The following is a 22888-nucleotide window of genomic DNA, read 5'->3' on the forward strand; positions in this document are numbered from 1 at the left end:
CCGGCGACCCGGCGACCCGGCGACCCGGCGACCCGGCGACCCGGCGACCCGGCGACCCGGCGACCCGGCGACCCGGCGACCCGGCGACCCGGCGACCCGGCGACGAAAAGCTAGCGAGGTGCCCGCGTTCCCGGCAACGGCTCGTGCGACTCAATCGTGCCGACAGATCTTTGCGATCCGTGTGCAGGAGGGGAGAACTTCACACATGGGTTCCGAGACTGCCTGCCACCGCAGGCAACCCTTCACCAACTCATTCCGTCACGTGACTCTTACGCCAGAGGGTGCTGGGACAGTCCCCTCGGGCGGCATCGAAGGTCTGCGTTTCATATGAAAACCACCCGAGCGACTTGCCCCGCCCGAGAGCGATCGTCACCGTCCGTTCGACCATCACAGGCTTCCAATCTGCCCGCGCTCGCTCTCGTTCCGATGCGACCCATCTCGTCCGCCGACGGGGAAGTTCGGATGCGACTTGTCGCTCATCCGCACTGACGCATCTGGCTGCGCACTCCGCTCCGGGGTCGAATCGGAGAGATCCCCGAGGTGCCTCAGTGCCGTTCAAGTCCACGACCCCGACCCGGCTCTGACGCGCGTCGGGCGAACGGGTGTCGCGCGAGCATCGGACGTAGGTCGACGAGGACCCAGCCAGGACGGTCATTCCGGAACCGCAGGATGGTTCGATCGTCTGCAGTGGCACTTCACCGCGAAGCCGCTGCGATGCGCACTGGAGAGGCAGTCGCGAACACTCACTGTCCACGGCCGCAGCGAGATCCGGCGGATTCAAGCTGAGTCACCCGCAGTGCGCTGCACCCGCCCCCTCGCCGCGAGCAATCGTGCCGCCCTACTTCGACTTCCGAACCCGATCCGGCGCATCCGCACCAGCACGCTTCGCCGCCTTCGCCTCCCGGCGTGCGGTCGCCTGCTCACTCCGCCGTCGCGGCGCTCGCTCGGCGCGGGGGAGGCGCTCGGCGCTGATGATCAGCGTGGGGGTGGAGACGATTCCGGCTCCGCATTCGACGACCGTCGCGTTGCCGGCGCCCGCGCGTTCCAGTGCCTCGCCGTCGCGGGCGAGTTCCTCGGCGGCGCTGACACCTTTGAGTGCGAGCATCCGGCCGTGGTCGCGTAGGAGGGGGAGGGACCACTGGGCGAGCTTGCCGAGCGGGGCTACCGCGCGGGAGGTGACTACGTCGGCGCCGCCTGCTTCCTTCAGAACGCCGGATTGTTCGGCTCGGCCGCGCACGACGGTGACGTCGAGTCCGGCCGCTTCGATGAACTCGCTCAGGAAGATGGTGCGGCGCAGGAGCGGTTCGACCAGGGTGATGCGGAGGTCTGGGCGGGCGATCGCGAGGGGGATGCCGGGGAGTCCGGCGCCGCTGCCGATGTCGACGACGGAGGCGCCTTCGGCGATCAGTTCGCCGATCACCGCGCAGTTGAGGATGTGGCGATCCCAGAGGCGGGGGACCTCGCGCGGGCCGATCAGTCCGCGCTCGACACCGGCGGTGGCGAGCGCCGCACAGTATCGGCGGGCGAGATCGAGTCGGTCGCCGAACACCACCGCGGCCGACGCCGGCGGTGCCAGCTCGGCGGGCAACGCGGTGGTTTCACCGAGATCTCGTTCCACGTGAAACATCCTTCCGGACTCAGGTCGATCAGGGGACCGGCGACGCGCGGGCAATCAGGTGCCGGACATGAACAAGGCCCCCGATCCGAAGACCAGAGGCCCTATCCAACCATTACCCGTCAGGGTGACGAAATACGCCGGGCCCTAACGTGTCTGGCTTTCGCTCAGGACGGAACAACCACAACATGCCGATTCGGCTCGACGCCCTCGCTCTCGCTGGCGACACCGTCGATGACCGACACCGCGTCGTGCACGATCTTGCGCTCGAACGGCGTCATGGGGGACAGCGACTCCGGCGCACCCGACTCCAGCACCCGCTGCGCGGCAGCGGTACCGAGCGCGCTGAGGTCTTCCCGGCGCTTCGCGCGCCAGCCGGCCACGTCGAGCATCAGCCTGCTGCGCACACCGGTGGCCTGCTGCACCGCCAGCCGAGTCAACTCCTGTAGTGCGTCGAGCGTTTCGCCGTTGCGCCCCACCAGCTTTGACAGATCCCGGCCGCCGTCGATGCTGACGATGGCGCGGTCGCCCTCGACGTCGAGATCGATGTCGCCGTCGAAGTCGAGCACGTCGAGCAGCTGCTCGAGGTAGTCGCCCGCGATCTCGCCCTCTTCGATCAGGGCTTCCTCGGCATCGTTCACGACATCGTCGGCGTCCGTTCCGGCGTTCACCATCGTCGTCGCCACTGTGGCGTCCCCTCCGTCGGTCTCAACTGTCATTTGATTTCCTTCATCTGGTCATCGCGCTCGCCGTGCGCTCGCCGCCGGACGGTGCGCGATCAAGGGGTTGCTCAGCGTGGTGGCCGGCCGACCACCGAAATGCGATCAGCGGCGGCGCTTTTGGTTCGCCCTGCCTCGGTTGCCGCCCGGTCGCTTCTGGCCACCCGGCCGACGCTGCCCGGTGGCCTTCTTGGCGGTCCCGTTGGTCGAGGGCGCCGCGTCGACGACGGCGTCCACCGCATCAACAGCGTCTTCGACCGCATCGGCTATCGGCCTCTTCCGCGTATTGACCGGCTTGGCACCGGGTTTCGGCGCATTCTGCGCGCGCTGCTCCAGCTTGGCCTGTTTCTTTTCTTCCGCTTCGCGCTCCATGCGACCGAAGACGAGATGCTGCTGCCCGTAGGTCCAAATGTTATTGGAGACCCAGTACAGGAGGATGGCGATCGGCAGGAACGGACCACCGACGAGCACACCGAGCGGGAAGACCCACAGCGCAAGCTTGTTCATCATCGCGGCCTGCGGGTTGGCGGCCGCCTCCGGCGTCTGCCTGGCGACCGAGGCGCGCGCGTTGAAGTGGGTCGCCAGACCGGCGATGATCATCAACGGGATGGCGACGACGGCGATGCTGACCTTGTTCGGCAGCCCGAGGCCGTCGATGGCGAAGGCGCGCAGCTCGGTGTCCGGGATGGTAATGAAGGCCGAGATCGGCGCACCGAAGATACGGGCGCTCAGGAAGGACTGGACGTCGGCAGCGTTGAACACGTAGTTCGGTGTGTTCGCGTTCTGGTCGATCGACATCGCCAGCTGGCCGAAACCGTGACCGGTCCGGTTGAACGAGCGCAGCACATGGAACAGACCGAGGAACACCGGCACCTGGGCGAGGATCGGCAGGCAGCCCATCAGCGGGTTGAAGCCGTGATCCTTCTGCAGCTTCTGCATCTCGGTCGCCATCTTCTGGCGATCGTTCTTGTACTTCTTCTGCAGCTCCTTGATCTGGGGCTGCAGCTCCTGCATCTGCTTGGTGGTGCGCACCTGCTTCACGAACGGCTTGTAGAGCAGCACCCGCAACGTGAACACCAGGAACACGACGGCGAGTGCCCAGGCGATGCCGCTGTCTTTACCGAGACCGGGCACCAACGAGAACGCCCGATGCCAGAACCACAAGATCCAGGACACCGGATAATAAATGAAGTCGAGCACGGCTCTATGCACTCCCGTCGTTCGTATCGCCGATCACCGCGCGCGGTGATCCTTTCCAAGCGTTCGGCTCCGACACCGGGTCGGCCTGCAGGTTGGCTTCCTGCGGCACCGGATCGGTGGCTGCCACGGTCCCGGGCGCGGTGCGAACGGTGCTTCGCTTCCGCTCCGGAACGGGGTCCCACCCACCAGGGTGCCAGGGCGCACATTTGGCCAGACGCACGGCTGCCAATCCGAGGCCTATGAACAGCCCGCGCGTCCGCAAAGCGGTGACCGCGTACTCGCTGCAGGTCGGGGTGAAACGGCACACCGGCATGCGGGTGGGGGAGACGTAGGTCCGATACAACTCGATCAGAAAGATCAGTGCATTCGCCGGTAGCCGGCCGATCTTCGCGGTGCGGCTCATGGCGATCCGACGGTTGCCGCGCCGACACCGAGCTTGCGTATCGCGCCGCGCAGCTGGCGCAGCAGGTCCTCCGAGGAGGCGGCCGCGGCGCCGGGCAGGGCGCGGATCACGATGTCGGCGTCGGCGGGCAACTCAGGGACTATCTGGAGGCACATATGACGCAGGCGGCGGGCCACACGGTGTCTGATCACCGCGTTGCCCACCGCCTTGCTGACGATCAGCCCGAAGCGTGGCCCGCCTACGCGGACCAGCGCGTCGGCTGGATCACCATGTCGTCCATTCACGTCCACGACTCCGTCATACCCGTGTGTGAGCACGTGTACGACTAGATCGCGCCTCCCGATTCGCTGGCCGCGGCGCACCGTCCGGGAGAAGTCGGCACGATGATGCAACCGATACGGCTCAGGCAACACCCGAGCGTCCGCGGAGGATCAGGCAGTGAGTTCGGCGCGGCCCTTGCGGCGACGCGCCGAAACGATGGCGCGACCCGCACGGGTGCGCATCCGGAGACGGAAGCCGTGGACGCGCGCCCGACGACGGTTGTTCGGCTGGAACGTCCGCTTGCCCTTGGCCACGGTCAACACTCCTCGAGTCAGTGGGCACCAGTTAGTGCCCGAAGCTTTTTCGGTGAAACAGGTATTCGCGATGAATCACAGGTCTGGTCATCATCGGCGCGTCGGTCTTGGCGCACAGTCGGTCGATAACGACCTACACGCGGTCAGCACAAGACCGCCACCGCACCAAAGGGTGACTGTACGAGGGTACTGATCGCCTCGGAGCGGGTCAAACTCGCCCCACCCGGCCTGCCCCGAACGCCCGACCAGCATCAACCCGTTCGGCCCATCCCGAAGCTGTGCATATCACGGTCAGACCCTGTGGACATCAGCGTGAGTTCGTCCACACCCCTAGCCACGCCCGAGCGGATCGGCAACCTGCTTTGCCGGAGGGTTGCTACACAGCCGCAGGTCAGAGCGTTATCGACGGGCCGCGCAGCCGCATTTCACAACTCCCCAGGGTTCTCCACATCTGTGGATAATTGTGTGGAAAGACCCCTGGAGTGGCATATTCGTAGGGCCGACGGTGCCACGCCGCCGCCCGGAATGGGGATCCGGGCAGCGTCCGAACCGGTTACGGACGTACGCAGGATCACGGTACCGACCCGAGCATGGTCGTCACCACATGTTGTCCCCGCGTGCCCCGGCCGTCTGCTCCTATCGACCTACTTCCGGGGAGGAAACTGCATGGACGACGAGCAGAACGTGTTGGCCACGGTGTGGCCCGAGGTAGTTGCCGAGCTGACCACCGGCTCACCGGACGGTGCCATTCCGCCGGTGACCAGAGCGCAGCAGGCGTGGCTGAAACTGGTCAAGCCGCTGACGGTGGCGCAGGGATTCGCCCTGCTCTCGGTGCCTTCCTCGTTGGCTCAGGAGGCCATCGAACGCGATCTGCGCGAGCCGATCCTGCGGTCACTGGCCCGGCGCCTCGGTCCCCAGGTGGAGGGACTCGGCGTGCGCATCGCCGCGCCGACCGCCCCGAACAACGAGCGGACCAGCAACAACCCCAGGCATGCCCGGATGACCAGCATGCCGGAACGCCCGAGGAACAGCGGACCTCGAGACAACGGCCCCCGCGACAACGGACCTCGAGACAACGGACCCCGAGACAACGGACCCCGAGACAACGGACCCCGAGACAACGGACCCCGAGACAATGACCCGCGCGACAACGGACGCGGCCAGGGCGGTTATTCCGGCGAGTACCAAGGCCGCGACGAATACCAGCAACCGCGCTACGCCCAGTCCAACGACTACGCCCCGGCCCCCAGCTACAACGGCGGATCCGACTACTCCGACAACGAGTACGCACCGGATTACGCCGCCGCGGGCGAGTACGACCGCCAGGACTACGCCCGCGACGAATATCAGGGCCGCGACGAATACCCGGCCCCGGCCGAGATGCAGTCCGCCCCGAGGCACGAACCCACCCCCGCGCAACGCCGCGAACAGGGCCTGCCCCCACGCCGGGAATCCATCCCGCCTGGCCAGGAGTCCCTGTTCACACCCGAACCCGGCCCCGCGGCCATGCGCGGTCCGGTCCGTGCGCCGGTGCGCGAGGCCGCGGAATCCGACGATCAAGGCATGGCGGCCGCGCACGAGCCGGTCCGGGAATCCGACAGGTCCGTCCGGGAATCGGAGAACCCGCGCGCCGATCGCGACGACGAACCCGTGGTCAACGCCCGCAATTCCTGGCCGACCTACTTCACCAAGTCGCAGGAGAGCGCCGCGCCGTCGAGTTCCTCGGCCAGCCTGAACGCGAAGTACACCTTCGAGACGTTCGTCATCGGCGCGTCCAACCGGTTCGCCCACGCCGCCGCGGTCGCCATCGCGGAAGCACCGGCCCGCGCCTATAACCCCCTATTTGTCTGGGGTGCTTCAGGTTTGGGCAAGACGCACCTACTACACGCGGCCGGCCACTACGCCCAGCGGCTGTTCCCTGGCATGCGAGTGAAGTACGTCTCGACCGAAGAGTTCACCAACGACTTCATCAACAGCCTGCGTGACGACCGGAAGGTGGCGTTCAAGCGCCGCTACCGCGAGACCGACATCCTGCTGGTGGACGACATCCAGTTCATCGAGGGCAAGGAAGGCATCCAGGAGGAGTTCTTCCATACCTTCAACACCCTGCACAACGCCAACAAGCAGATCGTCGTCTCCTCCGACCGCCCGCCCAAACAGCTGGCCACGCTGGAGGAACGGCTGCGGACCAGGTTCGAGTGGGGTCTGATCACCGACGTGCAGCCGCCCGAGCTGGAGACGCGCATCGCGATCCTGCGCAAGAAGGCGCGGATGGACCGTCTCGACGTGCCGCACGACGTGATGGAACTGATCGCCACCAGGGTGGAACGCAATATCCGCGAGCTGGAAGGCGCGCTGATCCGGGTGACCGCGTTCGCGTCGCTGAACGGTCAGCCGCTGGATCTGCCGCTGGCCGAGGTGGTGCTGCGCGACCTGATGCCCGATACCGCGGCGCTGGAGATCAACGCGGCGACGATCATGGCCGTCACCGCCGAGTACTTCAACACCACGCTCGAGGAGCTGACCGGGCCGGGCAAGGCGCGGCCGTTGGCGCAGGCCAGGCAGATCGCCATGTATCTGTGCCGTGAGCTGACCGATCTGTCGCTGCCGAAGATCGGCCAGGCGTTCGGCCGGGACCACACCACGGTGATGTACGCGGAGAAAAAGATCCGCAAGGAGATGACCGAGCGACGCCGGGTGTACGACCAGGTGCAAGAACTAACAGCCCGAATCAAGCAACGCTCGCGCTGAGTTTCACTAACACCCCCGCACCGCCCCTGACCTGGGGCGGTGCTTTTTTGTGGCCTGTGGATTCCTCGAGGAATCCTTGTGGAGTCCTCGAGTAAACAGCGAGTTGTGCACCGGATGGCTAACAGGCATGGGGATGAACTGTGCGGCGTCCGCTAACAGGGTCTTATCCCCAGCTTCCCCAGCCGATCTTGCGCACAGGCGGTGACCAGCACCGCAGTCGGTCAAGGGGTTGGGGAATCCTCGAGGAGTCCATGTGGAGTCCTCGAGGATTCCTCGAGTTGTCCACGCATCGGTACACACGTGTGAACAACCGGGTGAATTCGGTGGAACAACTCGAGGAGCACTCGAGGATGAATGTGGGACAACTTCGGAACTCCACAGACGCCCCTCGTTCATCCTCGAGACACCCCGCGGTCATCCCCACGGCACCACGCTCGCTGACCTGCGGATTCGGCCTCAGTGCACAGATTCCACAGTGCCTACTACTACTTCAGTTCTTCTCCTAGAAGAACCTTCTTTAAAACAGGTGTGTGGAAAGTCGGGTCGGAGAGGGTCACGACTGGAGCCGCTCTCGTCCACAGGCAAGGAAGCGAGCCGGAGCAGATCCGCGATCGACACTTCGGTCGTCGGTCTCCTCAGTGCTCGACATCGATCAACCGATGGCTCAGCACACCGATGCCTCATCGATGCGATTCACGAGACCCGTCCACTCGCGACGCCACGATCCACACACCTGCCGCGCACTCACCGGCATCACGAACATCGGGCCATCACGAACCGCCGGAGGGTCGGGCTAGGCCACAGCTCATGTCGCGGGTACGGTTTGGTGTCGGTCGCCTGTGCCACACTTTCCATGGCGGCTGATCCACATCCTGCGCGAATCAACGTTGAACGAGCCGACAGGCTTGGAGGACGAATGTCCGGCCACCGCATAACAGCTCACGGAACTGGGAGAGGACAGATCGGGCGATGGAGCTTGCAAGCATGAAGTTTCGGGTCGCCCGAGAGGACTTCGCGGAATCCGTTGCCTGGGTGGCGCGTAGCCTCCCGTCCCGGCCGCCGGTCCCGGTACTCGGTGGCGTGTTGCTCGTCGCCGACGAGGGCGGGCTGACCGTCTCCGGCTTCGACTACGAGGTCTCCGCGCAGATGCGCGTCGCCGCCGAGGTCGCCGGTCCCGGCGAGGTTCTCGTCTCCGGCAGGCTGCTCGCCGACATCACCAAGTCGCTGTCGAACAAGCCGGTGGACGTGTCCGTGGACGGCACCCGCGTGCTGATCGCTTGTGGCAGTGCGAAGTTCTCGCTGCCGACCATGCCGGTCGAGGACTATCCCCAGCTGCCCGAGGTGCCGCAGCAGACCGGCGAGCTCAGCGTCGATGTGTTCGCCAATGCGGTCGGCCAGGTCGCCGTCGCGGCGGGCCGCGATGACACGCTGCCGATGCTCACCGGCATCCGGGTCGAGATCGAAGGCTCGAAGGTGGTGCTCGCGGCCACCGACCGATTCCGGCTCGCGGTCCGCCACATCGAGTGGTCGCCCGCCGACGCCGCCATCGAGACCTCGGTGCTCATCCCGGCCAGGACGCTGTCCGAGGCGGCCAAGACGCTCGGCGCTTCCGATGCGCCCGTGCAGCTTTCGCTCGGTACCGGTGCGGGCTCGGACGGCCTGCTCGGCATCGTGAACGCGGGCCGCAGGACCACCACGCGCCTGCTCGATGCCGAATTCCCCAAGTTCCGGCAGCTGCTGCCGAAGGAACACACCTCGATCGCCACCCTGCAGGTGTCGGTGCTGACCGAGGCCATCAAGCGCGTCGCGCTGGTCGCCGAGCGCGGCGCCCAGGTGCGGCTGGAGTTCTCCACCGAGGGTCTGCTGCTGTCCGCGGGCGGTGACGACGCCGGTCGGGCCGAGGAGTGGCTGGAGGCCGACTTCCGCGGCGAATCGCTGACCATCGCGTTCAACCCCGGCTACCTGATCGACGGCCTGTCCGCGCTGCACGCCGACCGGGTCACCTTCGGGTTCACCACGCCGAGCCGTCCCGCGGTGCTGCTGCCTGCCGTCGACGACGAGCCGAAGGTGCTCGAGTCGGGTGCGTTCGCGGCCCTGGACAGCCCGTACACCTACCTGCTGATGCCGGTCCGGCTGCCGGGCTGAGCAACTGTGCACGACCGCGAGCCGAGTTCGACCATCGCCTCGGTCGCCGCGAAACCGATAGCGACGCTGCGGGATTCGGCGGCCGGGCGGTCGAGCTCAGCAGCATTCATGCACAGCTCATCCACACACTGTGGTTGGGTGCCAACGGTTTCGGCGCCCGCATCGAGGTGTTGTGCACAACTCGGGATGGCGGAACTCGCGCAGGTAGGGGCCAGGTAGCGGATGTTCATCAGAACACTGTCGCTGCGTGACTTCCGCTCCTGGGATCACGCGGAACTCGAATTATCCCCAGGCCGAACGGTTTTCCTCGGCTCGAACGGCAACGGCAAGACGAACCTGCTCGAGGCGATCGGCTACCTGGCCACTCTCGGCTCGCATCGGGTCGCGGCCGACGCGCCGATGATCAGGCTCGGCGCCGACAAGGCGCGGATCGGTGCGTCCGTCGTCAACAGCGGCCGCGAACTGCGCATAGACATCGAGCTGAACCAGGGCACCGCCAACCGCGCGCAGATCAATCGCTCGCCGGCCCGGCGACCACGGGAGATCCTCGGCATCCTGCAGACGGTGCTGTTCGCCCCTGAAGATCTCGCGCTGGTGCGCGGCGACCCTGGCGAGCGTCGGCGTTTCATGGACGAGTTGTGCACAGCCCGGCTACCCAGGCTCGCCGCCGTCCGCAGCGACTACGACCGGGTGCTGCGCCAGCGCTCGGCCTTGTTGAAATCCGCTGGGCGGCAATCGAGATCGAAGGCGGACCTGGGCACCCTCGATGTGTGGGACGGTCACCTGGCCACGCACGCCTCGGTGCTGCTGACCTACCGACTGCGCCTGGTGCACGACCTGTACCCGTATCTCGCCCAGGCCTATTCGTCGATCGCTCCCGAATCGCGTCCCGCCGCAATCGCTTACCGCAGCTCGACCCTGCCGCCCGGATTCCTGGATCCCGCAAGGGAACCCCAGCCGGACGACACCGAGGCGCTGGAGGCGATCATGTTGCGCGAGCTCGCCGCGGCCCGCCCGAAGGAGTTGGAGCGCGGCGTCTGCCTGGTCGGCCCGCACCGCGACGAGCTCGAGCTGAACCTCGGCGAGGCACCGGCCAAGGGGTTCGCCAGTCACGGCGAATCCTGGTCGTTCGCGCTCGCGCTGCGTCTGGCCGCGTTCGAGTTGCTGCGTGCCACCGGATCCGAACCCGTGCTGCTGCTCGACGACGTCTTCGCCGAACTCGACCGTCGCCGTCGCACCGCCCTCGCCGCCGTCGCGGCGGGTGCCGAACAGGTGTTGATCACCGCGGCGGTCCCGGAGGACGTGCCCGCCGAGCTCGCCGCCGTTCCGCTGCGGGTGGAAACCAGCGGCGGACCGGACGGCCGGACCTCGCGGATCGCCGAGCCCGCCACGCCGGCCCCGTGACATTCGCATTCGCACTATGACGTATGCACAGAAAAGCATGGTTATCAACAGGTCCTGTGGAGAACTGATGCGTCCATCACGTCGCCCGAGGCGGCTGTTTTGTCGGTGCCCTGTCGTAGAGTGACCGTCTGGCCGCGCACTACGAGAGGAGCCTGGTGACCGATCAAAAAGGCGCCGAACCGGCAGGACAAGAGCCGGAGTTGCGCGGTGTCGATCTGGCCAGGCGGGCGCTCGAAGAAGCCCGTGCGGCGGCCAAGGCAAGTGGCAAGTCCGTCGGACAGGGGCGATCCTCCCCGCAGCGCAAGTTGCGCACCGGCGCTCGTCGCCGCAGCGGTTGGTCGGGTGCCGGGCCGGATCCGCGTGATCCTCAACTGTTCGGCAAGCTGACCGGCTCGCTCGCCAAGAATCGCGGCTGGTCCACCAAGGTCGCCGAGGGAATGGTGTTCGGTCGCTGGGCCGGCGTCGTCGGCGAGGACATCGCCTCGCATGCCACCCCGTTGACCCTGAAGGACAACGTGCTGAGCATCGCGGCCGAATCCACCGCGTGGGCAACCCAATTACGGATGCTGCAGAGCCAGATCCTGGCGAAGATCAACGCCGCGGTCGGACCCGGTGTGGTGACCTCGCTGAAGATCACCGGCCCGGCGGCACCCAGCTGGCGCAAGGGCGAACGTCACGTCAGAGGCCGCGGACCGCGCGATACCTACGGGTAAGCCGACGCGTTCCACGTGAAACCGCGCATCGGTATCGCTCGCTGTGCCAACCGATTTCGGCCGAGCAGTAGTAGCTGAACCTTTCCGGCAGCGGCTCGGTGGTCTGCTCTCGACGATGGCCGAGTCTCTCGCGACACCGCCGCATCCCTGAGATTTGATCTCCCGCCCTGTTCACCGACCGATCCGTCGTCGAGAGCGGACATCGCACATGATCTCGCAGGCGCTCTTGGTAACTTGTCGGCTACGCCCGGCAGCCCCGAAATACCGGCATACCGCCCGGTGGCCGCCTGCCGCCCGGACGGCCCCTCGGTCCGCACCGCCCGAATCCTCCCAGAGGCGGGCTAAAGTCCCGAAGGGCGGAACAGACTCGCGACAATCCGATTTCTCGCATTCACGGAGCTGTCAGGGGTGTCGTAGGTGCACTGTAGGTTGGGTGTACCAGTAGGATGGTGACGTAACTAGCGGCGATCACCTTCGGTGCGTCCCGTACAGCGCGCGTGGCCCTGTATTTCTCGAGCAGTCATGGCCAGGGACCAACGCGTGCTGTGCAGTGCCTCGCCAGGAGGATCAGCAAGTAAGGAGAGCTACCGACCAGTGGCTGCCAACGACTCCAACGCATCGGGCTCGACCAACGCTACCTCGGGCAAGGCGGATTACGGCGCCTCGTCCATCACGGTCCTCGAGGGACTCGAGGCGGTCCGCAAGCGTCCCGGCATGTACATCGGTTCCACCGGTGAGCGTGGCCTGCACCACCTGATCTGGGAGGTCGTCGACAACTCCGTCGACGAGGCGATGGCCGGGTACGCGTCCAAGGTCGAGGTCACCCTGCTCGCCGACGGTGGCGTCGAGGTGGTCGACGACGGCCGAGGTATTCCGGTGGCCATGCACGCGCAGGGCGTCCCGACCATCGAAGTGGTCATGACCCAGCTGCACGCGGGCGGCAAATTCGACTCCGACTCCTACGCGGTGTCCGGCGGTCTGCACGGCGTCGGCATCTCCGTGGTGAACGCGCTGTCCTCCCAGCTCGAGGCGGAGATCGACCGCGACGGCTTCCACTGGTCTCAGACATACAAGGATTCGGTCCCCGGCAAGCTGCTGCAGGGTGACCCGTCCAAGAAGACCGGCACCACGATCCGCTTCTGGGCCGACCCGAACATCTTCGAGACCACCACCTACAACTTCGAGACGGTGGCCCGGCGGCTGCAGGAGATGGCGTTCCTGAACAAGGGACTCACCATCACCCTCACCGACGAGCGCGTCACCGACGCCGAGATCACCGACGACGTGGTCAGCGAGACCGCCGACGCGCCGAAGCACGCGGAGGCCGAAAACGTCGCCGCGCCGGTCGAGCACAAGGTGAAGAAGCGCACCTACCACTACCCGGGTGGCCTGGAGGACTTCGTCCGTCACATCAACCGGACCAAGCAGCCGATCCACAACTCGGTCGTCGGCTTCACCGGCAAGGGCACCGGCCACGAGCTCGAGGTCGCCATGCAGTGGAACTCCGGCTACTCCGAGTCGGTGCACACCTTCGCCAACACCATCAACACCCACGAGGGCGGCACCCACGAAGAGGGCTTCCGCGCGGCGCTGACCACCGTGGTCAACAAGTACGCCAAGGACAAGAAGCTCCTCAAAGAAAAAGATGCGAACCTCACCGGTGAGGACATCCGCGAGGGCCTGGCCGCCATCGTCAGCGTGAAGGTCTCCGAGCCGCAGTTCGAGGGCCAGACCAAGACCAAGCTCGGCAACACCGAGGTCAAGTCGTTCGTGCAGAAGGCGTGCAACGAGCACCTCTCGCACTGGTTCGAGGCCAACCCGGCCGACGCGAAGACCATCGTGAACAAGGCGGTCTCCTCGGCGCAGGCGCGGGTCGCCGCCCGTAAGGCCAGGGAGTTGGTGCGCCGCAAGAGCGCGACCGACCTCGGCGGCCTGCCCGGCAAGCTGGCCGACTGCCGGTCCAAGGACCCGAGCAAGTCCGAGATTTACATCGTGGAGGGCGACTCCGCCGGTGGCTCGGCGAAGTCCGGCCGCGACTCGATGTACCAGGCGATCCTGCCGCTGCGCGGAAAGATCATCAACGTCGAGAAGGCGCGCATCGACCGCGTGCTCAAGAACAACGAAGTCCAGTCGATCATCACCGCGTTCGGCACCGGCATCCACGACGAGTTCGATATCGCCAAGCTGCGCTATCACAAGATCGTGCTGATGGCCGACGCCGACGTCGACGGCCAGCACATCGCGACGCTGCTGTTGACGCTGCTGTTCCGGTTCATGCGCCCGCTGGTCGAACAGGGCCACGTGTATCTCGCGCAGCCGCCGCTGTACAAGCTCAAGTGGCAGCGCAGCGATCCGGAGTTCGCCTACTCCGACCGCGAGCGCGACGGCCTGCTCGAAGCCGGTGCGGCGGCAGGCAAGAAGATCAACAAGGAAGACGGCGTCCAGCGCTACAAAGGTCTCGGCGAGATGAACGCCAAAGAACTGTGGGAGACCACGATGGACCCCTCGGTGCGCGTGCTCAAGCTGGTCACCCTGGACGACGCGGCCGCGGCCGACGAGTTGTTCAGCGTGCTGATGGGCGAGGACGTAGAGGCCCGCCGCAGCTTTATCACCCGTAATGCCAAGGACGTTCGCTTCCTCGACGTATAAGCCGGTGCGCGTGCCACGTCACCGCAACCGCACCGCCCGCTAAGGAGACTTCATGACCGACACGACGCTGCCTCCGTACGGAGGCACCGGCGGCGACCGGATCGACCCGGTCGACATCCAGCAGGAAATGCAGAACAGCTACATCGATTACGCGATGAGCGTGATCGTCGGCCGCGCGCTGCCCGAGGTGCGCGACGGCCTCAAGCCGGTGCACCGGCGCGTGCTGTATGCCATGTACGACAACGGGTATCGGCCCGACCGCGGCTATGTGAAGTCCGCGCGCCCGGTCGCCGAGACCATGGGTAACTACCACCCGCACGGCGACAGCTCGATCTACGACACCCTCGTGCGCATGGCGCAGCCGTGGTCGCTGCGTTATCCGCTGGTCGACGGCCAGGGCAACTTCGGTTCCCGCGGCAACGACGGCGCGGCCGCCATGCGATACACCGAGTGCAGGCTCACGCCGCTCGCGATGGAGATGCTGCGCGAGATCGACCACGAGACGGTCGATTTCGTGCCGAACTACGACGGTCGCTCGCAGGAACCGACCGTGCTGCCGAGCCGGGTGCCCGCGCTGCTGATGAACGGCAGCAACGGCATCGCGGTCGGCATGGCGACCAACATTCCGCCGCACAACCTGCGCGAGCTGGCCGAGGCGATCTACTGGGCGCTGGACAACTACGACGCCGACGAAGAGTCGACCCTCGCGGCCTGTATCGAGCGGGTCAAGGGTCCGGACTTCCCGACCTACGGCCTCATCGTCGGCGGTCAGGGCATCCTCGACGCCTACTCCACCGGCCGCGGCTCGGTGCGGATGCGCGGTGTGGTCGAGATCGAGGAAGACAACAAGGGCCGCACCACCCTGGTCATCACCGAGCTGCCCTACCAGGTCAACACCGACAACTTCATCAACGCGATCGCCGAGCAGGTGCGCGACGGCAAGATCGCCGGCATCTCCGACATCCACGACGAGTCCTCGGACCGCGCGGGCATGCGGATCGTCGTCACCGTCAAGCGGGACGCCGTCGCCAAGGTCGTGCTGAACAACCTGTACAAGCACACCCAGCTGCAGACCAGCTTCGGCTGCAACATGCTCTCGATCGTCGACGGCGTGCCGCGCACCCTGCGGCTCGACCAGATGATCCGGCACTACGTCAAGCACCAGTTGGACGTCATCATCCGGCGCACCAAGTACCTGTTGCGCAAGGCCGAGGAGCGGGCCCACATCCTGCGCGGCCTGGTCAAGGCGCTCGACGCGCTCGACGAGGTCATCTCGTTGATCCGGCGTTCGGCCAACACCGACACCGCGCGCACCGGCCTGATGCAGATGCTCGACATCGACGAGATCCAGGCGACCGCGATCCTCGACATGCAGCTGCGTCGCCTCTCGGCGTTGGAGCGGCAGAAGATCGTCGACGAGTTGGCCAAGATCGAGCTCGAAATCGCCGACTTGAAGGACATCCTCGAAAAGCCGGAACGTCAGCGTGCCATCGTGCGCGACGAGCTGGCCGAGATCGTCGAGAAGTACGGCGACGACCGGCGCACCCGGATCATCGCCGCCGACGGCGACGTGGCCGACGAGGACCTGATCGCCCGCGAAGACGTGGTCGTCACCATCACCGAGACCGGCTACGCCAAGCGCACCAAGACCGACCTCTACCGCAGCCAGAAGCGCGGCGGCAAGGGTGTGCAGGGCGCCGGGCTCAAGCAGGACGACCTGGTCAAGCACTTCTTCATCTCGTCCACGCACGACTGGCTGCTGTTCTTCACGAACAAGGGCCGGGTCTACCGCGCCAAGGCCTACGAGCTGCCCGAGGCCAGCCGCACTGCCCGCGGTCAGCACGTGGCCAACCTGCTCGCCTTCCAGCCGGACGAGAAGATCGCCCAGATCATTCAGCTGAAATCCTACGAAGACTCCCCATACCTGGTGCTCGCCACCAAGAATGGCCTCGTGAAGAAGTCGAAGCTGACCGATTTCGACTCCAACCGCACCGGCGGCATCGTCGCGGTGAACCTGCGCGACGAGGACGAATTGGTCGGCGCCGTGCTGTGCTCGTCCGAGGACGACCTGCTGCTGGTCTCGGCGCTGGGCCAGTCGATCCGGTTCTCCGCGACCGACGAGGCGCTGCGTCCGATGGGTCGCGCCACCTCCGGCGTGCAGGGCATGCGATTCAACGCCTCCGATGAACTCTTGTCGCTGAACGTTGTGCGCCCGGATACATATCTGCTGGTGGCCACCGCGGGCGGTTACGCTAAGCGGACTGCGATCGAGGAGTACACGGCACAGGGCCGGGGCGGTAAAGGCGTATTGACCGTCCAGTACGACCCCAAGCGTGGCACCCTTGTCGGTGCGCTCATCGTCGAGGACGAGGATGAGTTGTATGCGATCACATCCGGTGGTGGTGTCATCCGGACGGTGGCGAAGCAGGTTCGCAAGGCTGGACGACAGACCAAGGGCGTGCGATTGATGAACCTCGGCGAGGGCGATACGTTGCTTGCTATCGCGCGTAATGCCGACGAGCCCGATCCCGACCTGCTCGCCGGTGAAGACAGCGACACCGGTTCCTCTGAGTAGTAACCCAACAGCGGCGGCAACGAACGGATCTAAGGATTCCCATTGACCACTCCGAATCAGCCGAATGACGAGCGGCACCAGACGAACGGTGTGACCGAGCGGATCGCACCGTCCCCGATTCCGCCGCGGCCCATCCCGCGGCCGGGCTCGTCGGCCGATAACGGCCAGCAGGGCGGCGGGCAGCCAGGTGGCGGCCAGCCGAACGGTGGCCAATCGGGTGGTGCGCAGTCCGCGCCCGGCCAGCAGCATGGTGGCCAGCCGGGTGGTGCGCAGTCCGGTGGTGGCCAGCAGGGCGGGCAGCAACGCGAAATGCAAGACAAGCAAGGCGATTTCGCGGGCCAGCCGAAGGGGTCGGAGCAGGCTCCCGGTCACACCGGGCAAGATCCGTTCGATCAGACTGTCCGCATGAACAACTCAGAGCCCGGCGCACCCGAGTCGGGGGATCAGTCCGGTGGCAACGGTGGTGGCCAATCGCCGTTCCAGGACGGCTGGGCACAACTGCCGCAGCGGGAACCACAGTCCAACCTGTACCGGCCCGGTCAGGCCCCGGTCACCGGACGCCCGAGCGGCTCAGGCGCCCAGGGTGGTGGCGGTGGTGGCCTCGGCGGTGGCGTGACCAACGCGCGCACCACCGCCGACCTCGCGGCCAAGGCGGCCCGCAAGGAAGCCGCCATGGTGAAGTCCGTCGGCATCGACGGACCGACCCGCAGCATCGCCAGGCCCGAGCTGATCAAGGACATGCCGGACCTCTCCGAGATCCGGCATCCGCTGCCGCCGTCGGCCGAGCACACCGGCCCGCAGACACCCATCTCGCCCGCGGTGCCGGTCGCGGTCGCCGCGGCCGTCGCCACCGGCGAGCCGCTGCGGGCCACCGTGCAGATCCGCCGGATCGACCCGTGGTCGACGCTGAAGATCTCGCTCGTCATCAGCGTCGCCATGTTCTTCGTCTGGATGCTCGCCGTCGGCCTGCTCTACATCGTGCTCGAGGGCATGGGCGTGTGGGAACGGTTGAACAACACCTTCACCGACATGGTGTCCCAGGACAGCGGGTCGGTCGGGCTCATCGACGCCGGCACCGTCTTCGGCTACGCGGGCGTCATCGGGCTGATCAACGTGGTGCTGTTCACCGCGCTCGGCACCGTCGGCACGTTCATCTACAACCAGTGCTGCGATCTCGTCGGTGGCATCCAGGTGACCCTCGCCGACCCCGACTAGAACTCGAACACCCAACGGCCGGCGTCGTCCCTCGCCAAGGGACGGCACCGGCCGTTTTCGGTATTCAGGACAGTCCGCGATGAACCGGCGCGAGCCCCCGTGGCACCCCTGCTACCAGCCGTTTTGGAGGTAGTGCGAAAGGTCGGGTAATCTCTAGCCTCGGCTCAGGTGGAAGAACACAAGAGTCATACGGGCCTATAGCTCAGGCGGTTAGAGCGCTTCGCTGATAACGAAGAGGTCGGAGGTTCAAGTCCTCCTAGGCCCACAAATTTCTAGTTAACTCTGCTGGTCAGGGCATTTTTTCTGCAAAGCACGCCCATTTCGCCCGAATTTAGTGATGACGAGGGTTTCGTTTTCGGACTTTGCAACTTGGTGTAGAACTCTGTGAGCTGCACTTTTGTTGACGCCGTCATCACTTCTGCAGTCCTCCGCCCCCTTCCGTCGAGTTGATTTCCGGCGCAAAGATCCCTGACCTGGTATTTCTTCACGTAGTTCGGAGCGTCAGGATCCTCCTACCCCCTCGACTTCAGCCTTGCGATCAGCTGGCTAACAGCTTGGTTCCGGTGGATCCTTCAGGCGTACTCGGCCATCCGCTTAGCTGCCAACGCGACAATCCGACAGAGTTGAACCTCGAAGGTGACTCAGTGTGGAAGGTGTTCGCCTGTAACGAGCTTCGGTCGGCTGTGGTGTGAGCGTCCGCTGGATTTTGACCGTATGGATGCGGGAGGGTACGGTTTCCCCGGCGTCTGCGGACACCGTCGCCGCTAACAACGGTGTCGGGGCCTTAGCTCAATTGGCAGAGCACTGCCTTTGCAAGGCAGGGGTTAGGGGTTCGATTCCCCTAGGCTCCACCAAATCGGTCATTGCACGAGTCGAATCCTCCGGTGCCGGTACCGCAAGCAGTCTCGACGAGCGGGACAACAGCTTGGGCACCACACCACCAACCCGGATCGAGGGAAACTCTGAACCCATTATCTACCGTCTTATGGAAACAGAGCATTAGCGTGGCCTCGGTGAGCCTGCATGCCCTGGGGCGCGGTTCCACCTCATCCACCTTGAGCCTGGCAGGCGACACACCGCCAGGAAACGATCTTCAAGTCTGGCTGCCGATAACGATCAGGTTGTCGCACCGGCCGACGACCGCAGTTTGCGCTGCGTTGAGCAGGCTGTCAAGGCGGCGTAGACGCCAGACGTCATCGCCTGCTGGTTGGTTGTCCGCCGATTCGGCGTGCACTCGTCGGCAGGTAGCTTCCGAGACATGAGGTTGCACGATGACGACCTCTTTTCGGCAGGTGTCGTCGCAAATCGACAGCATGGCGAGGAACTCGGAGCGATCGAGTACTCGCTTGCCGTCCGTCCAGCATGCGGGCCTGGACACCCGCGGCTTCATCAGACGTGCGCTGAGCTTTTCGAGGTTGGTGAAGGGCATGTTCTTGATGGCTTGGCTGGTCACTTGCTCGTAGGCCGTGGCCGAGACGTGCCGCCGTGGCCCGCGACTGTTGGCGCCTTTGACATGGATCAGTGTGAGGGTTCCGTCCTTGGCGAGGTGCACGAAGTCAGCGACTTCCTCGGCGCCGTCGTCACAGACAAGCCAGCCATCGGAGTAATGGTGGACCACCCAGGAGAACAAGGACTGGTCGCCTGGAACACCGATGGCATCGTGGATGGCCTGATCCGATGCGGTTGGAATCGGCTTTTCATGATCGATTAGATAGCCGGTGAAGTCGTGGAAACGCCAATTTCGGAACGGAAAGGGCGTCGTGTGTTCCTGATGGAATTGTCCGTTGGTCAAGGCGTGCCCGGAACGGTAGTAGACATTCATCAGGTCGCCATTGCGCAGCGCCTCGATGATCGGCCGAACACGTGTCATGTCTGAGGCCGCACCCACGACGCCTATGCGGAGCCGGACCCCATTGCCTTCCGCGACGGGACGGAAGGACAGTGATCCACCCGTCGCTCCATCCAGGCCAACCTCGACCGTGAATCCCGGTCCAGTGGGATCGGCGACCGGTGCCATGAATACCGCGCGCTGCAACAGCGCCGCCGCTGCCAGCAGATCGTCGTCCGGCACGGGCTCCTGAGGCAGATCCTCAGGAGCGAGCACGGACACCTCATAGGCTCCGTGGACCTCGTCAGGATCCTCTACCTCCCTAGCGAGTATTGCCAGTTCGCCGAGGAACGGTTCCGTTTCCGCCAGATGCTTCTCGATAAAGACGAGGGCCTCTGCCACCGATGTGATGAAAGTCGAGAAGTCGGGCGTCGGGCCACAAGACCAGATCGACGAGTCGCGAGGCGTCATGCCGATGGTGCCGCGTAGCGCCGTGCGCTGGGGATCGTCCGGCAGGTTGCTTCGCCCCGACCGCAATGCGTACGAGGAGTCCCGAGTGGGGTCCAGCGAATCCTGCAATCGAATGCCGCCCAAGCTCTGGCTATCCGGCTTGGTGGACCGGCGCCGATGAGTGCCCCGCATGTTGATCCCCTTGAGCGATCCGTCCGCGAGGCAGCTCATCGATACCTCGACCGGAATGAGTCGCCAGCATTCCTTGCCATCCTGATGCACCCACCGGGTGAGCCGCTCCTTGATGGCCGAGCCGTTGGTCTGCACAGCTACAAGCTGCCCGCTCAGCAAAGTGATGGTGAGGTGTGAATCGATATCGATGAGGTCGCTCTCGGGTGCCCACCTTGGTCCACCCTTCTTACGCCAGATGAAGCCGTCCACTGTGCCGACGCCCAGTCTCGCCATGACGATGCTGATCTCATCAGGGGGATCGTCGTCAGCCGTCCAGCCGTTCTGGTTCACGATGAGCCCACTGCGATCCTTCGTCAGGAATGCGACGAGCTGCGAGTACGCAGCTGTCGTGTCTTTCGAGATGCACTGCAGCACCGTTGCCGAAAGCTGCGGGCGTACTGCAGCCCAATTCACTGTTGCAGGCCCGTGATTCGACTGCTGCGAATCGTTTGGGACACCGCTACCTGCTGGGGGCTTCATCGAGCCCATAGGGGTTCCTCTCCTGGTCACGGCGGAGCCGTTGGTTGTATCGAAGCTGCTCAGCACCTGCCGTGGCAGCGTGCACAGGCGACTGTAAACCATTTTGTGAACATCGACAACAGTGTTCACAACATACTTGCTTTGACACCTCCCTCTCTGTACCGTCGAAGACGTGAGCGACGAGATGACAGCAGCGGCGATAGCTCGGCTGGCCGGCGTCGGCCGAGCGGCGGTATCGAATTGGCGACGCCGCTACCCGGAGTTCCCGAAACCAGTCGGTGGCAGCGACGCCAGCCCGACGTTTGCCAAGGCCGACGTCGAAGCGTGGCTAACCGCGACCGGCAAGGCGGATCAACTGGCCACCGCAGGGCGCACTGCGACAGGGACTCAGTACAAAAACGGAGAGTTCGACCAGCCTCCGTCCGCTCAACAGCTGACGTTGGAACGCGGCCTAGCCGATTTAACGCCGGCTCAGCTGTTGGCGAAGGTCATGGCGGCTCTACTGCCTCGCTCGATTGCGGCCGACCGAGGACCGGATGACCCGGAACTCGACGCCGATACCGATGACTTGCCGGTGATTCTCGACCCGGCGTGTTTCAACGCGACCGCACTGTCGGCCGTTGCCGACAGGTTCGCCGACCGCGTGAGACTCGTCGGCCAGGACATCAACGAAACGGCCACCTCCATGGCCGCATTCCGGCTACGCCACAATCCTTATGGGACGTCGTACGAGATACAGGTCGGCGATTCGTTTCTGGACAACAGGCTCGCTAGCTACCGGAATGTGGCCGCTGCCGTGGTGTGCGAGCCGCCGTACGACCCGCCGTGGCCAGCGGACGAGCTGGCGACGGATCCACGCTGGGAGTTCGGCACACCGTCGGCACGCGATGGAGAACTGGCGTGGGTGCAGCACTGCTACGCGCATCTGCGTCCTCGCGGCGTGGCGGTGGTCGCGGTGTCGCCGCGCACCAACATCCATTCCTCAGGTCAACACATACGTGCGGCCCTGGTCCGTTCCGGAGTGCTCAGTTCAGTGATCGCACTGCCTAAGGGCCTGGGATCGCGTCCCGGTACTAAGGCGTACCTCTGGGTGTTGACGCGCCCTCACAACACGGACACGGCGCCCCCCGTCCGCATGATCGATTTGTCACGGCTGGCGGATGCCGCCGACGTGCCGAACGAATTTGCGTCCTGGCAGCGGCTTTTCGCCGACGCCGATCCAACCGTGCTTCGAGCTGTCCCGCGCCTGGAACTGCTCGACGGCGACACCAACCTGCTTCCGTCTCGGCACGTCGTTGTCCGTTCCGACGCGAGCGCGACCGACATCGCGCGGGTCACCAGCATGTTGGAAGGTCTCTATGCGCGGGTAGGCAAAGGCATGCCGCGCTACGCGGCCCCGGAAGCACCCACTCGGCACAGCCAGGTGACCTTCGGTGAACTGGAACGCGTCGGAGCGTTGACGATCCTAGCTCGCGACACCACACCCCGCGCCGGCGACGTACTGCTGCGGACCCTGGGCCGCCCACCGGTAGTGGCCAGCGGAACGCCGGATGACGACAAAGGCATCGCGCAAGTCATCGAGGTGAACCAAGCCCGCCTGGACCCGCATTTCGTCGCGACATTCCTGGAAACCGACGCCAACTCCCTGCCGGTAGCCAATACGCTGGGCGCGCTGAGCCGCGACGACTTACGGCGCTGCCGAATTCCGCGAATGCCCATAGCCGAGCAACGCCGATACGGCACGGCATTCCAGCAGTTGCACGACCTGCGGAACACGCTGGCTGCGCTGGCGAAGGTCAGTGTCACGGTGATCGACCAGACCATCCACGGTCTGACCACCGGGGCGCTGGCACCCGACGTGCTGGTGAAGAACGACATCGACAAGACCGACCCTACAGAAGGTGAAATGTGAGTTCAGGACCCACACACTCCCAA

Annotated in this window: 16 protein-coding genes and 2 tRNA genes; 10 read left to right on the plus strand and 8 right to left on the minus strand. The window is 65.3% G+C overall.

Annotated features, from left to right (window positions below):
- Positions 1–838 precede the first annotated feature (838 nt).
- The 6 genes from rsmG to rpmH form a co-directional block, all read right to left on the minus strand.
- A complete protein-coding gene (gene rsmG, locus ACIBK2_RS41835; RefSeq protein WP_396976090.1) occupies positions 839–1627 on the minus strand; it encodes a 16S rRNA (guanine(527)-N(7))-methyltransferase RsmG in 789 nt (262 codons plus the stop codon).
- Between the two features lie 155 nt (positions 1628–1782).
- A complete protein-coding gene (locus ACIBK2_RS41840) occupies positions 1783–2334 on the minus strand; it encodes a protein jag (RefSeq protein WP_379283167.1) in 552 nt (183 codons plus the stop codon).
- 105 nt (positions 2335–2439) lie between these two features.
- Complete coding sequence (gene yidC, locus ACIBK2_RS41845) at positions 2440–3534, minus strand: membrane protein insertase YidC (RefSeq protein ID WP_396976093.1); 1095 nt, start codon at positions 3532–3534, stop codon at positions 2440–2442.
- Between the two features lie 4 nt (positions 3535–3538).
- Positions 3539–3937 (minus strand): membrane protein insertion efficiency factor YidD, encoded by a 399-nt coding sequence (gene yidD / locus ACIBK2_RS41850; protein WP_396976095.1) that lies wholly within the window; start codon positions 3935–3937, stop codon positions 3539–3541.
- Positions 3934–4350 (minus strand): ribonuclease P protein component, encoded by a 417-nt coding sequence (gene rnpA / locus ACIBK2_RS41855; protein ID WP_396976097.1) that lies wholly within the window; start codon positions 4348–4350, stop codon positions 3934–3936. Before rnpA ends, yidD begins: the two co-directional genes overlap by 4 nt.
- A gap of 18 nt (positions 4351–4368) precedes the next feature.
- Complete coding sequence (gene rpmH, locus ACIBK2_RS41860) at positions 4369–4512, minus strand: 50S ribosomal protein L34 (RefSeq protein ID WP_005516618.1); 144 nt, start codon at positions 4510–4512, stop codon at positions 4369–4371.
- Between the two features lie 666 nt (positions 4513–5178).
- Between rpmH and dnaA the strand changes: the two genes are divergently transcribed.
- Positions 5179–7263 carry a chromosomal replication initiator protein DnaA gene (gene dnaA, locus ACIBK2_RS41865; RefSeq protein ID WP_396976099.1) on the plus strand — a complete coding sequence of 695 codons (2085 nt, stop codon included), beginning with the start codon at positions 5179–5181 and terminating at the stop codon, positions 7261–7263.
- A 969-nt stretch (positions 7264–8232) separates the two neighbouring features.
- Positions 8233–9408, plus strand: a complete 1176-nt coding sequence (gene dnaN, locus ACIBK2_RS41870; RefSeq protein ID WP_357380130.1) for a DNA polymerase III subunit beta — start codon at positions 8233–8235, stop codon at positions 9406–9408.
- On the opposite strand, the gene ACIBK2_RS41875 is transcribed toward dnaN, so the two are convergent.
- Complete coding sequence (locus ACIBK2_RS41875; protein ID WP_396976102.1) at positions 9375–9638, minus strand: hypothetical protein; 264 nt, start codon at positions 9636–9638, stop codon at positions 9375–9377. The two genes, dnaN and ACIBK2_RS41875, sit on opposite strands and share 34 nt — an antisense overlap.
- Here ACIBK2_RS41875 and recF point away from each other — a divergent pair.
- The 7 genes from recF to ACIBK2_RS41910 all read left to right on the plus strand — a co-directional run bounded on the left by recF (position 9631) and on the right by ACIBK2_RS41910 (position 18818).
- Positions 9631–10812 carry a DNA replication/repair protein RecF gene (gene recF / locus ACIBK2_RS41880; protein ID WP_396976104.1) on the plus strand — a complete coding sequence of 394 codons (1182 nt, stop codon included), beginning with the start codon at positions 9631–9633 and terminating at the stop codon, positions 10810–10812. The two genes, ACIBK2_RS41875 and recF, sit on opposite strands and share 8 nt — an antisense overlap.
- 152 nt (positions 10813–10964) lie before the next feature.
- Positions 10965–11525 carry a DUF721 family protein gene (locus tag ACIBK2_RS41885; protein WP_396976245.1) on the plus strand — a complete coding sequence of 187 codons (561 nt, stop codon included), beginning with the start codon at positions 10965–10967 and terminating at the stop codon, positions 11523–11525.
- Between the two features lie 594 nt (positions 11526–12119).
- Positions 12120–14174 (plus strand): DNA topoisomerase (ATP-hydrolyzing) subunit B, encoded by a 2055-nt coding sequence (gyrB, locus tag ACIBK2_RS41890; RefSeq protein WP_396976106.1) that lies wholly within the window; start codon positions 12120–12122, stop codon positions 14172–14174.
- 52 nt (positions 14175–14226) lie between these two features.
- The gene (gene gyrA / locus ACIBK2_RS41895; RefSeq protein ID WP_396976108.1) at positions 14227–16749 is read left to right on the plus strand and encodes a DNA gyrase subunit A; all 2523 of its coding nucleotides are present in this window, start codon (positions 14227–14229) and stop codon (positions 16747–16749) included.
- Between the two features lie 42 nt (positions 16750–16791).
- Entirely contained in the window at positions 16792–17964 is a 1173-nt protein-coding gene (locus ACIBK2_RS41900; RefSeq protein ID WP_357380125.1) for a DUF3566 domain-containing protein, read from the plus strand.
- Between the two features lie 191 nt (positions 17965–18155).
- Positions 18156–18229: transfer RNA gene (locus tag ACIBK2_RS41905), tRNA-Ile, on the plus strand.
- A 513-nt stretch (positions 18230–18742) separates the two neighbouring features.
- Positions 18743–18818: transfer RNA gene (locus ACIBK2_RS41910), tRNA-Ala, on the plus strand.
- Between the two features lie 239 nt (positions 18819–19057).
- On the opposite strand, the gene ACIBK2_RS41915 is transcribed toward ACIBK2_RS41910, so the two are convergent.
- A complete protein-coding gene (locus ACIBK2_RS41915; RefSeq protein ID WP_396976111.1) occupies positions 19058–21082 on the minus strand; it encodes a hypothetical protein in 2025 nt (674 codons plus the stop codon).
- A gap of 361 nt (positions 21083–21443) precedes the next feature.
- On the opposite strand from ACIBK2_RS41915, the gene ACIBK2_RS41920 reads away from it, so the two are divergent.
- Positions 21444–22865, plus strand: coding sequence for an N-6 DNA methylase (locus ACIBK2_RS41920; protein WP_396976247.1), 1422 nt, complete (start codon positions 21444–21446; stop codon positions 22863–22865).
- Positions 22866–22888: the final 23 nt, after the last annotated feature.

The organism is Nocardia sp. NPDC050175 (assembly GCF_044459885.1).
Classification (GTDB): domain Bacteria; phylum Actinomycetota; class Actinomycetes; order Mycobacteriales; family Mycobacteriaceae; genus Nocardia.

Excerpts from the sequence above, each read along its gene's own strand:
- recF (WP_396976104.1), top strand. The coding sequence starts at position 9,631 with ATGTTCATCAGAACACTGTCGCTGCGTGACTTCCGCTCCTGGGATCAC.
- yidD (WP_396976095.1), bottom strand. The coding sequence starts at position 3,937 with ATGAGCCGCACCGCGAAGATCGGCCGGCTACCGGCGAATGCACTGATC.
- ACIBK2_RS41840 (WP_379283167.1), bottom strand. The coding sequence starts at position 2,334 with ATGACAGTTGAGACCGACGGAGGGGACGCCACAGTGGCGACGACGATG.
- dnaA (WP_396976099.1), top strand. The coding sequence starts at position 5,179 with ATGGACGACGAGCAGAACGTGTTGGCCACGGTGTGGCCCGAGGTAGTT.
- dnaN (WP_357380130.1), top strand. The coding sequence starts at position 8,233 with ATGGAGCTTGCAAGCATGAAGTTTCGGGTCGCCCGAGAGGACTTCGCG.
- ACIBK2_RS41920 (WP_396976247.1), top strand. The coding sequence starts at position 21,444 with ATGGCGGCTCTACTGCCTCGCTCGATTGCGGCCGACCGAGGACCGGAT.
- gyrA (WP_396976108.1), top strand. The coding sequence starts at position 14,227 with ATGACCGACACGACGCTGCCTCCGTACGGAGGCACCGGCGGCGACCGG.
- ACIBK2_RS41875 (WP_396976102.1), bottom strand. The coding sequence starts at position 9,638 with ATGAACATCCGCTACCTGGCCCCTACCTGCGCGAGTTCCGCCATCCCG.
- rsmG (WP_396976090.1), bottom strand. The coding sequence starts at position 1,627 with ATGTTTCACGTGGAACGAGATCTCGGTGAAACCACCGCGTTGCCCGCC.